Genomic DNA, 14,654 nt, shown 5'->3' with positions numbered 1-14,654 from the left:
CGAATGTATTTATGGGTTCGGTCCGTTCCGAATACCGCGACTGCGTGAGCGGATCGTTCTTCCGATCACTGTCATCGCCAGACGACCATACCTAAAGCTGCAGTTCCTGCACGCCATTCCCAATGTCACATACATAGAAGTCCGCGGTCAAGCCGGTCTTCTCCTTATATACGCGGCCCACTTCGCCGACAAACCGTTCCACGCTGTCTTGATGCACCAACGATACCGTGCAGCCGCCGAAGCCGGCGCCAGTCATCCGCGAGCCAAGCACGCCGGGAACAGCGAGCGCCGCTTCGACCATCGTATCCAGCTCGACGCCAGTCACTTCGTACAAGTCGCGCAGCGAGTTATGCGAGCCGATCATCAGCTGCCCGAACGCTGCCAAGTCTCCCCGTTTGAGCACCACGATCGATTGCAGCACCCGGTCGATCTCCTCGACGACGTGCTGCGCCCGCTTGCGCACCGTTTCGTCCGGGATCAAATGCTCCGCGCTCCGGTACTGCTCCAGCGACAGCTGGCCGAGCAGCGTCAGCTCGGGATATTCGGCAGCCAAGTGCTTCACCGCCTGCTCGCACTGCGAACGGCGCTCGTTGTAGGCCGAGTCGACGAGTCCGCGCTTTTTGTTCGTGTTGCCGATCACCAGCTTGTATTCGCCGCTGACGAACGGCACGTGCTTGTATTCCAGTGAATCACACATGAGCAGAATCGCATGCTCCTTCTTGCCCATCGCTACTGCAAATTGATCCATGATGCCGCACTGCACGCCGATGAATTCGTTCTCTGCTTTTTGCGACAGCAGCGCGATCTCCACCTTGTCCGCTGGCTGCCCTTCCATCGTGAGCAGACCATAGGCCGTCACCACTTCGATAGAAGCCGAAGAGGAAAGACCGGAGCCGTTCGGAATCGCCCCGCTGTACAAAATATCGTAACCGCCGACGGATAGCCCCTGCTTTTGCAGTTCGCGGATAATGCCCTTCGGATAATTGATCCAATCGTCTTCGGCGCGGAATTCGACCTGCTGAATGGAAATATGCTTGCGCAACGGAAAGTTGGTGGAAGCAAAGCCCACCTGATCGTCCTCCCGCTTCCGGATCAGCATCGTCGTGCCGAACGTCAGAGCGGCCGGGAAAACGTAGCCTCCGTTGTAGTCGGTATGCTCCCCGATCAGATTGACGCGCCCGGGTGCATGAAACACCCGGATAGGACTGGAGCTATCTCCTCCGTACAGCTCGACAAACTGCTCCTGCAATGCTTTGACTTCCGTCATGACGGTTCACCTCGTTATGGATTTAAGAAGACACGTTCGATATAGCGTATTTGCGTAATAAGCTTTGCCTCAAGTATAGCCCGGACAACCGGTTTTCACTATGGAACGATGTCAGGGCCGCATGGAAAAATGTTAGGTCATGAACGCGCAGACTTTCCCGGTTGTGCTATACTGAACGTATCCGGGGCAATGCCCCAAAAGGAGGCGAGTCGCGCCGTGTCCGGGCCCGTCAAACGTCCAGATACCTACTTTGTCGTATCCAACCCGCACCCCGCGCCGGAAGACAGCCCTCTGACCGTCCTGTTCGCCGGCCACAGCCAGACGAAGCCGGGTCATAAGCCCGGACCGAAGGTGGTCGATTATTATTTGCTGCACCATGTGCTGTCCGGCAAAGGCACCTACGTCTGTCAAGGACAGACCTACGAGCTTGGCGCAGGAGACAGCTTCCTGATCGAGCCGGGCAAGCTGGTCAATTACATGGCCGACACGCTTGATCCATGGCACTACCGCTGGGTCGCCTTCGAAGGACGGCTTGCGGAGCGGCTGCTTCAGGATACGGGCCTCAGCTCGCAACAGCCGGTCGTGCATACCGGACGAAAGCGCTCGATCGGCGTCCTGTTCCGCCAAGTGCAGCTGGCGTTTCAGCACCGCGGCGCAGGCGCCAATCTGAAAGCGAACGGCTGCCTGCACCTGCTGTTCGCCGAGTTCGCGGAAGCGCTTCGCCCACTTCGCGCGGATGAGCCTGAGCAGGCGACCGCCGCCGGGCAAACGGTGCAGCGGGCGCTGCAATATTTATCCAAGCAGTATGCGGAGCCGATCACAATCGAGCTGATGGCCGAGTCGCTCGGCTACAACCGCGCTTATCTCTCGACGCTGTTCAAACGGCAGACCGGGCTGACGCCCGTGACGTTCCTGCTCCGGCTCCGGCTCGACAAAGCGCGCCACTTACTGCGGGAGCGCCCGGAGCTGACCGTGGAGCAGATCGCGTCTTCGGTCGGCTTCCAGGACCCGCTGTACTTTTCGAAGCAGTTCAAACGGCACTACCAGCTCTCGCCGACCGATTACCGCAGCTCGCTGCTGCATCCCCCGCACTCCGGAGATTAAGCGTCGCGCATGGGATTCGCTGTGGGCGCCGCTAATATCCGCGTTTCTATTCACCCCCTTTCGCGAGGGGCAGCATGAAGGCGATGCAGGCGCCTTGACCGACGCGGCTTTGTGCCCAGATCCGGCCCCCATGGTAGTCGATGATCTCCTTGGCGATGGCCAGCCCGAGGCCGCTACCGCCGCCGGCCGTGTTGCGGGACTTGTCTTTCTTGTAGAAACGGTCGAAAATGTACGGCAGGTCATCCGGATCGATGCCCGAGCCGTTATCCTGCACCTGCACGACAAGCGAATGCTCGTCCACAATAAAATGAAGCTGGATCAGTCCGCCGCGGGGCGTATGCTTGACCGCATTGTAAATGACGTTGGTCAGCACCTGATCGATCCGGTCCACGTCGATTTTGACGATGGCCTGCCGGTGGGCTTCGGGCCGCAGCGAATAAGCGACGGTCTCGAATTTGAGCCCGGCGCCGGCCAGCTCCAGCTCATAGCGCTCGTCGAAATAACGAATAAAATCGTCCGTGCTTACCGGCTGAATATCGAAATCCATCTGTCTGGCCTCCAGCTTCGAGAGCTGGAACAGATCGGCGATAAGCCGGTTCAAGCCTGTGATCCGGTTATGGATGAGCTTTAAATATTTTTGCTGCTGGTCAGGCTGCGAGACGACGCCGTCGATGAGCGCTTCCACGTACCCTTGAATCAGCGTCATTGGCGTTCCCAGATCGTGCGAGATATTGCTGAGCAGGTGCCGCCTGGACGTTTCCATCCGCGCCAAGTCGTCGTTCATCCGCTCCAGGCTGCGGTTGATGCGTTCCAGCTCGGCGGTCCGCTCGCGAATTTTATGCTCCAGACCGGTGTTCATCTCGCGCATTTGCCGCGACAGCGTCTCCACTTCCACGTAAGCCTTGGCCGACTTCGAGCTCAGGATGAACGAGGTCATGAATACGCAGACAAGCAGCCCGTACGACGACACCTCGCCAAGCTTGATCCACTGGTTATAGTACATGATGTCCAGCATCACCGTGGCGACGTAAGCGCCCGCACCGATTGCGGCGAACAGCGCCCCGTCTCTTTTGCGAAGCACGGCGCTGGCCAGGCTGAACAGCAGGTAGCCGCTCGTGAGCAGCGTAATGAGCTGGAACGCCGGTGTCGTATACGTTACCCACGGGGGCGGGATCAGAAATGCCGCGGCCGAGAACGCTGCGCCAAGCGCCAGAATAAGCCGGACGACACCGAGACGCACCTCCTGCGGGTAGAGCGAATGCATGAACATAATCATGACAGGTACGCCCATGTAAAAGCATACGTACTCGATACGCAGCTCCGACAGCCAATGCACCTCGGGGACAAAATAATACATCACGCCTTCGCCCGTAAAGAAGGCCCGTATGCCGATCAGCAAGCAAAAAAGACCGAAGTAAAGCGATCCTTTCTCTTTGCGCCTCAGCGCAATCAATCCGATGTGATACAGCCCCATCGACAACAGGCTTCCTACCACAAGCGTCTCGATCGCAAGCTCTCTCCGAAGCTTGCTGTCAAGCGCGCTCCATGAGCCGAGCTCGACCGGTTTCCAGATCCCCCCGAGCCGGTGATGGTAATTGGAAACCTGGATGACGATATCCAGCGGCCCGCCCGGATGGCGGAACCGGATCAAATTCGGGGTATATTGAGGCTTCGAAGTCAGAATGTCTTCTCCGACCGTACCGCTGCTCGCGACCGGCTCGCCGTTTACCCAAGCCTTGTAAGCCGTACGGATATATGGCAGCTTCAGTCCCAAATCGGAAGCAGGGCCATTCAGCATCACTTTCAAGCGAAAGGTCGCATGACCCGATCCGCTCGGCTGCACGCCGTCCACAAGGACACGATTCCATACCTCCGGGAGAACAATCGGGGTGGCCTGCTCTCCTGCGGCATGTTCCGGTGAGGCCAGCTCTTCCGGCGTCAGCAGGCGCATCCAGTGCATAGCCCATTCGCCGTCCAGCCGGACCGTTCCATGGGATTCCAAGCCGTAGTCCTCCAGGTCCATGACGCCTTGAACGGCACGGGGCGCGGACTCCCCCGCAGCGGAACTATAGTAACTGGCACCGGCAATCCCGGCGGCCAATAAAACTATGGAAATACACACCCAAAACCATTTATAATAGAAATAGTTTCTGGAAATCGATACCACTTTCTTTCCTGTTGCTCAAATGGGCTTCCTGCTAATATCGTACCTTAAACTGCATTATTTGGAAACCGGGATAAACGGCTCACCTTTGGGGGATTTCGGGACGTTTGTCGCTGCCATATCAGAATCCAGTATCGAGACCGGCGGGGTATGATTCTGATAGTTTCAAAGAAACATCATGTTTCGCCGCATCATCTTTTGGAGGAGAAATCGATGCCTGGAGAAAAAATACTCATCGTCGACGATGAAGCCGAGATTGTCGAATTAATCAGTCTTTATTTGCGTAAGGAGGGATATGACGTACTGTATTCCGGGAATGGGGCCGAAGCGCTTGCCATGGTACGGGAGCACCGTCCGGACTTGGTGATTCTCGACATCTTGCTCCCTGAAATGGATGGCATCGAAGTATGCCGGCAAATCCGCAAGTCCTATAATACGCCGATTTTATTTCTGAGCTGCAAAAGCGAGGATATGGATATCATTCTGGGGTTCAGCATCGGAGGGGACGATTACATCACGAAGCCGTTCAGTCCCGGTCAGCTCGTCGCCCGGGTCAAAGCGCATCTGCGCCGCAGCCAGCTGCTTGAGCAGCACAAGGAAGATTCCCAGTACCTGTCGTTTCCGGGGCTGGAGATCGATCTGCTCAGCCGGACCGTGAAAGCCGGCGGCGGGCTCGTGCCGCTGTCTTCCAAGGAGTTCGACCTGCTGCTGCATCTCGCCCGCTCGCCCGGCAAGGTGCTTCCGCTCGAGCAGCTGTATAAAATGACCTGGGGCGTGGACAGCAACGGCGACACGCGCACGCTGCTCGTTCATATCAGCAACCTGCGCAAGAAGATCGAACCGAACCCCACCGATCCGAAATATATCCATACCGTGCGGGGGATCGGCTACAAATTCAACGTGTAGCATAAAACTTACGGCCGATGTCCGATAGCGTTCATCAGCTTGTCCAGCTCTTCCGGGGTCAGATCGCGCCACTGCCCTACCGGCAAACCGGCCAGCTTGATGTTCATAATGCGCACCCGCTTCAACCGGCGCACCTCGTAGCCGAAGGCGGCGCTCATCCGGCGGATTTGACGGTTCAGCCCTTGCGTCAGTAAGATCCGAAACGTCCGGTCGTCGATGCGGCTCACTTTACACGGTTTGGTGACGGTCCCAAGAATCCGCACGCCGCTCGCCATGCCCTGCAAAAACATCGGCGTGACCGGTTTGTTCACGGTCACGATGTATTCCTTATCATGCTCGTGCTCGGAGCGTAATATTTTATTGACGATATCGCCGTCATTCGTAAGCAAAATCAATCCTTCGGAATCTTTATCCAGTCGTCCGATCGGGAAAATGCGCTCGCGGTGTCCTACAAAATCCACGATATTGCCGCGGACGTGCCGTTCCGTCGTGCTGGTGATGCCTACCGGCTTGTGGAGCGCAATGTAGACGTGCTTTTTCTTCTCGCTAATCGGTTTTCCGTCGATCCGCACGTCGTCGCCTTCGCTCACCCGGCTTCCGAGCTCGGCCAGCTGGCCGTTAATCGTGACGCGCTTTCCCTCGATCAGCTGATCCGCTTCGCGCCGGGAGCAAATTCCCGTTTCGCTGATATATTTGTTGATTCTCATCGTTCTCACTCCGCTTGTCCTGACTTTATCGCTCCATTATACCATGCGGGTTTTTCGTTGCAAAAATCAAAAGACGCTCTGCGAAAAAGAAGGAACTCCGGCAAAACTGGAGCGGGAACGTGTGAAGTCATAAAAGCTTGTTTAGCTTGTTTATGGTGTACTAAAAAAATGGGAAAAGAGGCGAAAATCGTATGATCGAAAACGCGGCAAAGCTCCCGGAGATGGAGCCTGTTATGGTGGAGCACAAGGAGTTGAAGCTGATCGGCATCCCTTGTATCGGCCTGAACGACATGGGAGGGAAGTATCGGCACGCCAAAGAAGCGCTGCTGTCTTCCGCCAAGCATTTGCCCCATATCGTGAACCCTCAAATTCATTACGGCCTGTGGCCGCACGGACCGTCGCAGAGCCATCCGGACACGCACGTATACATCCTTTGCATGGAGGTCGAATCGTACGACGACATTCCCGAATGGTTCCTCCGCCTGACTGTCCCGGCGCACCGTTGTGCCGTCGTGGCGAATAAGGACGGGAATTTCGAAGCAGCCGGCCAAGCAGTCGAAGCGTATTTGCGCGAAAAGGGACTTCAAACAAGCGCCGGCGACCGTACCTACACGATATGCGAACGATACAACTACGAAGGCGAAGGATTCGCGCGGTATTCGCTTCCGCTCGTCGATTAAAGCCGCCTGTTGAACCGAACGCGAGCCCTCTTGCGCCTGCCATGCGCTTCTCCTGCCGGACAAGCACCGGAAAAGCGAATTTGGCCGCTCGGGGGTTTTTACTGCTTCGGCGGGCTTTGCGGCTTGGAAACCGCGGTGTGCGGCGCGCCGGCAACCGCTGTGTGCGGATTAGCGGAGCTTTTTTTGGTAAACAAAGTGAAAAAGCCGCTGTGTGTCGTTACATTCATCGTTTTGCCTTCCTTGACAAAAACACGGAGAGCCCCCACCTGCTCCTCTTTGTCTTCCTTCCATCCCCACTTGCGAATCTCATTCGCGTAGAAGTCGGGAATACTTTCCTTTTCTTCGATACCTTTCATGTTGTAGCGGACATAGACGACTCCCGGATTGGAGAACGGAACGTCCGATTTGCGTGCCTCCGCCGGCACGGGAAACTGCTCATCGATGCTTGAAGCGACAAAGCTATTGTTATTGGAAAACGCGTAGCCGTACACCAGAGCCGATAAGGTTACCGCCACCATAAGAAATAAAATAACTCGCAGCGATCTGCCGCGCATACCAACACCCCCAGTTGCTCTATACCTATTCGAAAAAGAATGACGATCTAGTACCATACAAAGTTTCATCCTTATCCGAACGGTTTAATAAAGGGGTACACGGATGCGTCACGCCGTCCGGCGGAAAATACGAATCGAGGAGTGTTGCCCTATGTCCCGTAAAAAAACGCTGCCGTCGATCACCAAGCCCTTTTCCCACGTGCACGCTACGCTCAAAACGATGGGATTCACCGAACTGCCTTCCCGGGAAGGAAGCACGTACGAATTGACGTTTCGCGATTCCGCTTCGCTGCAGGAGTATCCATACCGTATCTATACGCATACGCAGGAGAACGGCCAGACCCGGATTGACTTGAACGAGGCCGGCTTCGTTGCGCAGAACAATATACCCGTTTCGGCGGCGGACGCTGCCCAAGAGATGTTGGCGGAGCTTCAGCAATATATGGAATACGGCCCGGCCAAGACGAAGCCGACCGAATCGACGCCGATCGGCAAGGCGATGAACGGCAAGATGGCCAACAACGAGAAGGAGGTCCGCCAGCTTGGTAAAGTGATGGCAAGCCTCCCGACGAATTCGCAGGTGATGGAAAAGGGCATGATGCCGGACCCTTTGCAATGAAGTCCCCCGTCTGGAGGGATCGTGTCGGAACGCTTGGAGCTTCCTTTGGAAGCTCCTTTTTGCTTGTCCACCTGCCGAAACAAGACGTCCGGCGCGAATATTATTAGCATTGGTATTTTACGCTGAAACAAGCGAATATTCCGTGGCAAACAAAAAGGGGGACCATCAGCCATGAGCTTATCCCGGATGTTTCGTTGGAGGCCGAAAACAAAGACAGACACAGGCTCCTCGCCGAAACGCGAGTGGCAGTCGTATAGAGCCTCCGGCGGAGGAAGCCGCGCGGCGGACGAGGCGCGGCAGGCCGCCCGGTCCACGTGGCGCAGAACCGGCAGTGCGGGGCAAGAAGATCTAAGCCGCAGACAGGCGGCAGGCGATCTCCGTCCTGCGGCACGCGAGGCGCGAGAAGCGCGGGAGCCTGCGCCGGGCAGCGGCGGCACGGCGGCGCGAGAGACGAAGCAAACGCGCCGGTTCCGGGGGCGGCGGTGGCTGTGGACGGCAGGGCTGCTCTGTTTGGCAGCCGTGGCGACCGGTCTTGGCGCTGCCGCCGTATGGGTGCGCGGTCTGGACATCAGCAAGCTGGAGCATCCGCTCCCCGAGCCGAGCTTCGTCATGGACGCCGGCGGGCAGCCGGTGGCGCAGCTGTCCTCGTCCCGAATCGTGCCGGTGCCGCTCGGTCAAATTCCGCTGGATTTGCGGAATGCCGTCGTTGCGGTAGAGGACCGGCGTTTTTACGATCATGCCGGCTTCGACGTATGGTCGATCGGCCGCGCGCTGGTTCGCGACTTGAAGGCCGGAGCGATGGAGGAAGGCGGCAGCACGATCACACAGCAGCTTGCCAAAAATTTGTTTCTCGACTCGGACAAATCGTTCAACCGCAAATTCAAGGAGCTCGGTTACGCGATAAAAATCAACTTTGCTTACAGCAAAGACGAAATTTTGGAGCTGTATCTGAACAGCATTTACTTCGGCGAAGGGCGTTGGGGCGTCGAAGGGGCGGCGCAGCAATACTTCGGTAAATCCGTCCAGCAGCTGACGCTTGCCGAGTCGGCCGTACTGGCCGGTCTGCCCAAAGCTCCTTCGCTCTACTCTCCGGTGCGGCATCCGGACAAGGCGCTGGAGCGGCGAAACCTCGTGCTGTCGCTGATGAAGGAGCAGCATTTCATCAGCGACGCCGCCTACAACAAGGCTATCGCCGAGCCAATTGCCTTAAAGCCAAACAACGGAGAATCGCTGAAGGGGCGGCACCCTTCCTATGTCGATTATGTCATGGATGAGGCCGAGAAGCTTTACGGCTTTACGGAGCAGCAGATTTTGACACACGGCCTGCGGATTCATACCGCGATGGACCTTAAGGTGCAGCAGGCGGCGGAAGAGGTGTACCGCACCGATGCGCTCTTCCCGCAAAGTCCTCCCGACCGCCCGGTGCAGAGCGGAGCGGTCGTGCTGGACCAGCGAACCGGCGGCATCCGTGCGATTGTCGGTGCGCGAGGGGATCAGACCTACCGCGGCTTCAACCGGGCCACCGAGCTGAAGCGCCAGCCCGGCTCGTCGTTTAAGCCGCTGGCGGTCTACGGGCCTGCGCTTGAGCTTGGCTATACGCCGGAGTCGATCCTGTATGACGGGCAGCTCGACATTTCGGGTTACCGTCCCAAAGATTGGGACGGGCAGACGAGGGGACAAGTCTCGCTTCGGGAGGCCGTGATCCGCTCGTGGAATATTCCGGCCGTCTGGCTGCTGAACGAAATCGGCATCGACGCCGGGATGAACTACGTGCGTAAAGCCGGGATCGCCCTGCCTCCGGCGGACCGCAACTTAAGCCTGGCGCTCGGCGGCTTGTCCGAAGGCGTCTCGCCCTTGCAGATGGCGCAGGCGTACGGCGGCATAGCAAACGATGGCGTGATGCAGAACGCCCACGCCATCACCAAAATTACAACCAAAGACGGCCTTACGCTCGTCGAGGCCAAGCCGCAGCCGACCAAGCTGACGGAGCCGCTTTACGCCTATACGCTGACGAGGCTGCTTCAAGAGACCGTCGCGCAAGGAACGGGGATCGCCGCCGCACTCAACGGCCGTCCCGCCGCGGGCAAGACGGGGACGACGCAGCTGCCCGCAACGGCCGAATTCGAGGCCATCGGCCAGAACGGCGCTAAGGACGCCTGGTTCGTGGGCTTCACCCCCGAGCTGACGGCCGCGATCTGGCTTGGGTTCGATCAGACGGACAAGACCCATTATTTGACGACATCCGGCGGAGCGGTGCCTGCGCAGCTGTTTCGGGAAATGATGGCCCGGGCGCTGAAGGACACCCCGGTGACCGATTTTCCGGTACCCGAAGAAGTGCGCCGGTCCATGGAGGAGGCGCAACTGCGCTCATCGCTCGGGAGCGACGGACGCGCGGCGGAAACCGGGGAGCTGCAGTACCGCAGCGGCCAGCCGGAAACGCACCGTCCCGGCTGGCTAAAGAAAAAAACAAGGTGATTAAGCCCATTTTTAGATTGGATAAGTGCCCAATTCCTCCTCTCTGACATATGGTGGAGTATGTTCCAATCAGAGAGGAGAAATCAAATATGTCTCAAGAGACGATAATTGAAACTCAAACAGCCGGGGAGATCGACTATGGCCGTCCGCATCATTACCCGTATCATGGTCATCATCACCCGCATCATTTTCCCCACGGCTTCCATCCGCATGGCTTCCATCCACATGGATTCCACCCCCACGGCTTCTTTCCGTTTGGATTCCATCCGCACCACTTTCCGCATCATCATCCACATCATCATCATATGCATGGGCATCATTTTTACCATCATGCCCGCTGGGTGCAGGATCCTTGGTCCGGCGAATGGTTCCTCGACTGAAGAAAGGCCGCGTAACAACAAAGGGCGTTCTGCATTAAGCAGACCGCCCTTTGTTCTTTCAACGGCTATCGCGCCGCCACTCTTAAGCCCCGCTTCCGGAAATCGACACCGTACGGTGCGTAAAAAGAAAAATCGTGGACACCAGCGCAGCCAAACTGACGATAAACCCGTACAGAAACAGCCGGTGGATGCCGGTCATAAAAGCCGGCGCCGATGTCAGGAGTGCGCCCATAACCGTAACCCCGGCCGCCGTGCCGATATTCCGCGAGAAGACCTGCAGCGACGTGGAAATCCCTTTTTGATCGGTGGCGACAAGCTGCTGCACTCCGATGACCGATACCGTATAGAGCAGCCCGTACGCCAGTCCCTGCACCACCATGATCACATTGACGTACCAGAAGCCCCCTTGGTCCGGCAAATACAGCAGCATCAGCCCGGACAGCACCAGCAGGACGTTACCCGTAAACAGCAGCGGTCGGTAGCCGTAGCGCAGCACCCATTTGCCGGCCGGAACGCCGACAAGAATCCATCCGACGGACATGCCGAGCAGCGACAGCCCGCTGACGAAAAGCGAGTATCCGTGCTGCTGCAAATAAAACGGAATGTAGCTGGACGTGCCGAACAGCGCCGCGCAGGTCAAAAAGCCGTTCAGGTTCATCCAGGCGACGGAGCCGTTCTTCAGCAGCGCCACCGGCACAATCGGCGACGGATGCCTCCGCTCGTTGTACACGAACAGCAGCAAAAACAACACGCCGCCCGCCGTATACAGCAGAAAGCCCTCGCTCACCACCGTATTAAACAGCAGCAGCCCGATGCCGAGTCCGAACCAAAGAGCTCCCCAGTAATTAATCCGGCTTTTGCGGGCCTCGTATACTTCCCGGTACGGCACAAGCAGCAGAAGCGACGCCAAACAAATCGGGATATTGATATAAAAAATCCACCGCCAGCTCAAATGCTCGATGAACAAGCTGCCGAGCAGCGGCGCCAGCACCGACGAGATGCCCCACATGCCGGTGAAGAACGCCTGGATCTTGCCCCGCGCCTCCACCGGAAATAAATCCCCGGCAATAATGGCCGGGAACGCAATCATCGCGCCCGCGCCGAGCCCTTGGAGTCCCCGGTACAGCACGAGCTGCAGCATGGTCGCTGCCGTACCGCAGAGCACCGACCCAAGCAGGAAGACCACAATGCCGACCGACAGCACTTTTTTGCGTCCGAACAAATCCGAAAGCCTGCCGCTGAGCGGCGTTACAATCGTACATATTATCATGTAAGAGGCGAAGCTCCACGCGTACAGCTTCACATCTCCAAGCTCCTCTGCGATCCGCGGCATCGTCGTATTCATGATCGTCGTATCCATCGACGAAATCAGCACGGCGAGCACGATGCTCGCCATCACGGCCAAGCGGTTCCATTTCATGCAGTTCCTTCCCCCTTCATCGTCTCACCGTGTTCCCGGAACAGTAGCTTCAATATAACACAGCGGCGCAATGCTGAGCCACGTTTTTTGCTTTTTTTTCCAGAAGGGTTTCCATCGCCTTCCACGCATGCGGGGTTTTCCCGAAGGGAATTCTAACCGGGAAATCGATATTATCCCATACAGGAGGCCCAACGCCCGTGAAAATCGAAACGACCGATTACCAAATCGCCCCGCTCCTCGAACAAGAAAAAGTCGTCGATATCATTCAACAGACGGAAGCAAGGTTAGCTGAACTGACCGGTAGTCCGATTACGCTGATTGCCTATTCCAAGACGGAAGGAGAGAAGAAATTGTGACCAGCAAGGGAGAAGAGGCGCGGCATCCCCACGAGCCGACCATCGCCCCGGGCATGAATACGCACGATCCTTTGGAGGAAAAAGCGACGGAGGAAGAAGTACGGCACGGAGACGCCACTCTCGTCTCCCGCTTGTATTTGGACCGGACTCCCGAGGACTAGAGCAGCTAAGAAGATCGCGGCAAAAAAACAGCCCGTCCGGAGCGCTAATCCTCTCCAGACGGGCTGTCGTTGTGCAGGCGGTGAAAGCGGAAGCCCTCCAATCAGTCGTCATTCTCATCGTCGTGCTTATCGCGGTTTTTCGCTTTTTCCTTCTCTTTTTCTTTCTCCTTGTTCTTGCCTTTGCCATGCTCCTTGTCCGCCCCGTGGCCGTTAGGCTCCGGCTTCCCGGCTTGTACGGGCGGCGTACGGACGACTTTGGCATCGTCTTTCCACTTCACGTCGATCTTCCAATCCAGCGAATCGTCCTTCAGCTTGAACTGCGCCGCCAAGCGCTGCTTGAGCGCCTTCTCCCAAGCGTCTTTTTCCGAAGGCAGCCCCTGCATCAGCAGAAGAAGCAGTTGCTCCGCCTGCGTTCCCTTCAGATGAACCACCGCGCGATCCTTGGTTTGGATATAAACGTCGGCCTCATCGCCCTTGTCCGTTTGCTCCTGCTTTACCTTCAAAGCCAGCTCCCGGCTTTTCAGCTCCAACGACAGCCGCTCCCAAGGCCAGCTCCCGTTTACCGCAGGTTTAGCCGGTTCCGTGGCTGCCGGACGGTTAGCCGGAGCCGAAGGCGTATGCGCCGGACCGGCCGGAGGCACCGCGGCCGTGCTGCCGGAAGGCGCAGGCGTGGCTGGCCCCGGCGATGCGCCTGCGCCTTGCGGTGCCGCCGCGTTCGGCTCGGCAGCCGGCGGGGCCGGGCTCTGCGGCGCAGCGGCTTGTTCGGGCGCAGCCGCCTTAATGTAGGCGGCTTGATTTTTGCTGTTCAGTATAATTTCCAGCGAATCGCCCGGCTTCAAATCCGTGATCGCCGCTTTTTGCAAATTGCGGTATACCCACACGTCCGCAGTCAGCGGGTAAGTTTTTTCCGTTCCGTCGTAGGACACTTTGATTTGTTTGTCGCCATCCGTCAAGCCGACGAATCGCCCTTTGGCTTCCGTCGATATTTCAGCCGATACGGGCGCATCTCCCGCCCAAGTGATGCCATAAATCAGCCCGCCCACAAGTGCGGCTGCAATAACCCACACGACCGTTTTTTTTAATTTCCCCATCGTTTCTCTCCCCCTGTGACAGGCGTTGAAAGCTGCTGCCCACGGATTTCCAAACAGAGTTCGTTATACGATTCGGGCTTTCATGCCATTTTTAGGGGATGCGGACCGAAACCAGGCCTCAGACTGGGTCCCAGCGGTGGGCATACGCTTGCAGCCGGGGATGCGTAACCAGGCCTCCCTCCCCGCTCACGAACCAACGGATTTTTTTGATCCATGTCTCGAACGACTCATAGCCTGCGAGCAGCTCGGCTGTCGTCTTGGTCACCCAAACGAAATGGGGAGCGGCGTATTTCTCTTCCAGAAACCGGAATGCCGTGTCTGCGGGAGTGTACTTCTTACGCTTGCCCTCGAATGGTTCGACGGTATAATCGACATCCGTATCCGAAGCAGCGAGCAGCGTCTGCAGCGCTTCGACCCTCTGGTAGTAAGGAGCTACGGGACGCCGTTTCTCCATGCGCCGGACTGTCTCTTCATGCAGCGGGTAGAACACCGCCTTGGCGATGCCGCGCCCGCTCGCCAGCGCAAGGATGCGTACAAGCTCCTGCTCCGTATAATCCTCGAACGCATCGTAAATCCATAAGCTTCCGCGGACCGTACCGCGCCCATTCGGCGGTTCGTACCCGAACGGAACTTGACTCGTCTGTCTTGCCATCCGGCATCTCCTCTCGTCGCTTGCAAAAATGTTTTTTTACTTAGTATGCCTTTCGGAAAAAGAGAATATTTTCCGGGCAGACTGCGCACGTTAAGCATGAACTGACGATATGTAACCT

The 14,654-nt window shown here is 57.4% G+C and carries 15 protein-coding genes; 8 read left to right on the top strand and 7 right to left on the bottom strand.

The features are described from left to right. Positions 1 to 91 precede the first annotated feature (91 nt). On the bottom strand, positions 92 to 1,267 hold the full coding sequence (locus QMG93_RS05130; protein WP_281934099.1) for a galactokinase: 1,176 nt from the start codon (positions 1,265 to 1,267) through the stop codon (positions 92 to 94). A 216-nt stretch (positions 1,268 to 1,483) separates the two neighbouring features. Between QMG93_RS05130 and QMG93_RS05125 the strand changes: the two genes are divergently transcribed. Further along, positions 1,484 to 2,371, top strand: coding sequence for an AraC family transcriptional regulator (locus tag QMG93_RS05125; protein ID WP_281934097.1), 888 nt, complete (start codon positions 1,484 to 1,486; stop codon positions 2,369 to 2,371). Between the two features lie 46 nt (positions 2,372 to 2,417). Here the strand turns inward: QMG93_RS05125 and QMG93_RS05120 are convergent, their stop codons facing one another. Continuing rightward, positions 2,418 to 4,493 (bottom strand): ATP-binding protein, encoded by a 2,076-nt coding sequence (locus QMG93_RS05120; RefSeq protein WP_281934095.1) that lies wholly within the window; start codon positions 4,491 to 4,493, stop codon positions 2,418 to 2,420. Between the two features lie 255 nt (positions 4,494 to 4,748). On the opposite strand from QMG93_RS05120, the gene QMG93_RS05115 reads away from it, so the two are divergent. After that, complete coding sequence (locus QMG93_RS05115; RefSeq protein ID WP_025851981.1) at positions 4,749 to 5,441, top strand: response regulator transcription factor; 693 nt, start codon at positions 4,749 to 4,751, stop codon at positions 5,439 to 5,441. Positions 5,442 to 5,449: 8 nt separating this feature from the next. Here QMG93_RS05115 and rluF read toward each other — a convergent pair whose 3' ends face one another. Continuing rightward, positions 5,450 to 6,148: a 23S rRNA pseudouridine(2604) synthase RluF gene (rluF, locus tag QMG93_RS05110; RefSeq protein WP_281934091.1), complete on the bottom strand. Its 699-nt coding sequence runs from the start codon at positions 6,146 to 6,148 to the stop codon at positions 5,450 to 5,452. A 191-nt stretch (positions 6,149 to 6,339) separates the two neighbouring features. On the opposite strand from rluF, the gene QMG93_RS05105 reads away from it, so the two are divergent. Then, a complete protein-coding gene (locus QMG93_RS05105) occupies positions 6,340 to 6,828 on the top strand; it encodes a GyrI-like domain-containing protein (protein WP_281934089.1) in 489 nt (162 codons plus the stop codon). Between the two features lie 98 nt (positions 6,829 to 6,926). On the opposite strand, the gene QMG93_RS05100 is transcribed toward QMG93_RS05105, so the two are convergent. Next, positions 6,927 to 7,382 carry a hypothetical protein gene (locus QMG93_RS05100; protein ID WP_281934087.1) on the bottom strand — a complete coding sequence of 152 codons (456 nt, stop codon included), beginning with the start codon at positions 7,380 to 7,382 and terminating at the stop codon, positions 6,927 to 6,929. A gap of 151 nt (positions 7,383 to 7,533) precedes the next feature. Here QMG93_RS05100 and QMG93_RS05095 point away from each other — a divergent pair, with 151 nt between their 5' ends. The 3 genes from QMG93_RS05095 (at position 7,534) to QMG93_RS05085 (ending at position 10,856) form a co-directional block, all read left to right on the top strand. After that, entirely contained in the window at positions 7,534 to 8,001 is a 468-nt protein-coding gene (locus QMG93_RS05095; protein ID WP_281934085.1) for a hypothetical protein, read from the top strand. Between the two features lie 171 nt (positions 8,002 to 8,172). After that, complete coding sequence (locus QMG93_RS05090) at positions 8,173 to 10,476, top strand: transglycosylase domain-containing protein (RefSeq protein WP_281934083.1); 2,304 nt, start codon at positions 8,173 to 8,175, stop codon at positions 10,474 to 10,476. 89 nt (positions 10,477 to 10,565) lie between these two features. Then, on the top strand, positions 10,566 to 10,856 hold the full coding sequence (locus QMG93_RS05085) for a hypothetical protein (protein WP_281934081.1): 291 nt from the start codon (positions 10,566 to 10,568) through the stop codon (positions 10,854 to 10,856). Between the two features lie 82 nt (positions 10,857 to 10,938). On the opposite strand, the gene QMG93_RS05080 is transcribed toward QMG93_RS05085, so the two are convergent. Continuing rightward, entirely contained in the window at positions 10,939 to 12,276 is a 1,338-nt protein-coding gene (locus QMG93_RS05080) for an MFS transporter (protein WP_281934079.1), read from the bottom strand. 197 nt (positions 12,277 to 12,473) lie between these two features. Between QMG93_RS05080 and QMG93_RS05075 the strand changes: the two genes are divergently transcribed. Further along, positions 12,474 to 12,632: a hypothetical protein gene (locus QMG93_RS05075; protein ID WP_281934077.1), complete on the top strand. Its 159-nt coding sequence runs from the start codon at positions 12,474 to 12,476 to the stop codon at positions 12,630 to 12,632. Beyond that, complete coding sequence (locus QMG93_RS05070) at positions 12,629 to 12,793, top strand: hypothetical protein (RefSeq protein ID WP_281934075.1); 165 nt, start codon at positions 12,629 to 12,631, stop codon at positions 12,791 to 12,793. Before QMG93_RS05075 ends, QMG93_RS05070 begins: the two co-directional genes overlap by 4 nt. A gap of 101 nt (positions 12,794 to 12,894) precedes the next feature. Here QMG93_RS05070 and QMG93_RS05065 read toward each other — a convergent pair whose 3' ends face one another. After that, on the bottom strand, positions 12,895 to 13,884 hold the full coding sequence (locus QMG93_RS05065; protein WP_281934073.1) for a hypothetical protein: 990 nt from the start codon (positions 13,882 to 13,884) through the stop codon (positions 12,895 to 12,897). Between the two features lie 118 nt (positions 13,885 to 14,002). Next, on the bottom strand, positions 14,003 to 14,536 hold the full coding sequence (locus QMG93_RS05060) for a hypothetical protein (RefSeq protein ID WP_281934071.1): 534 nt from the start codon (positions 14,534 to 14,536) through the stop codon (positions 14,003 to 14,005). Positions 14,537 to 14,654: the final 118 nt, after the last annotated feature.

The organism is Paenibacillus tyrphae, from assembly GCF_027925525.1.
GTDB classification, from domain to species: Bacteria; Bacillota; Bacilli; order Paenibacillales; family NBRC-103111; genus Paenibacillus_G; species Paenibacillus_G tyrfis_B.
This window is presented reverse-complemented; position numbering and strand designations above follow the sequence as displayed.

What these genes read in the sequence shown, in the direction of transcription:
- QMG93_RS05130 (WP_281934099.1), bottom strand. Translation starts at nt 1,267, where the DNA reads ATGACGGAAGTCAAAGCATTGCAGGAGCAGTTTGTCGAGCTGTACGGA.
- QMG93_RS05115 (WP_025851981.1), top strand. Translation starts at nt 4,749, where the DNA reads ATGCCTGGAGAAAAAATACTCATCGTCGACGATGAAGCCGAGATTGTC.
- rluF (WP_281934091.1), bottom strand. Translation starts at nt 6,148, where the DNA reads ATGAGAATCAACAAATATATCAGCGAAACGGGAATTTGCTCCCGGCGC.
- QMG93_RS05105 (WP_281934089.1), top strand. Translation starts at nt 6,340, where the DNA reads ATGATCGAAAACGCGGCAAAGCTCCCGGAGATGGAGCCTGTTATGGTG.
- QMG93_RS05100 (WP_281934087.1), bottom strand. Translation starts at nt 7,382, where the DNA reads ATGCGCGGCAGATCGCTGCGAGTTATTTTATTTCTTATGGTGGCGGTA.
- QMG93_RS05095 (WP_281934085.1), top strand. Translation starts at nt 7,534, where the DNA reads ATGTCCCGTAAAAAAACGCTGCCGTCGATCACCAAGCCCTTTTCCCAC.
- QMG93_RS05090 (WP_281934083.1), top strand. Translation starts at nt 8,173, where the DNA reads ATGAGCTTATCCCGGATGTTTCGTTGGAGGCCGAAAACAAAGACAGAC.
- QMG93_RS05085 (WP_281934081.1), top strand. Translation starts at nt 10,566, where the DNA reads ATGTCTCAAGAGACGATAATTGAAACTCAAACAGCCGGGGAGATCGAC.
- QMG93_RS05080 (WP_281934079.1), bottom strand. Translation starts at nt 12,276, where the DNA reads ATGAAATGGAACCGCTTGGCCGTGATGGCGAGCATCGTGCTCGCCGTG.
- QMG93_RS05065 (WP_281934073.1), bottom strand. Translation starts at nt 13,884, where the DNA reads ATGGGGAAATTAAAAAAAACGGTCGTGTGGGTTATTGCAGCCGCACTT.
- QMG93_RS05060 (WP_281934071.1), bottom strand. Translation starts at nt 14,536, where the DNA reads ATGGCAAGACAGACGAGTCAAGTTCCGTTCGGGTACGAACCGCCGAAT.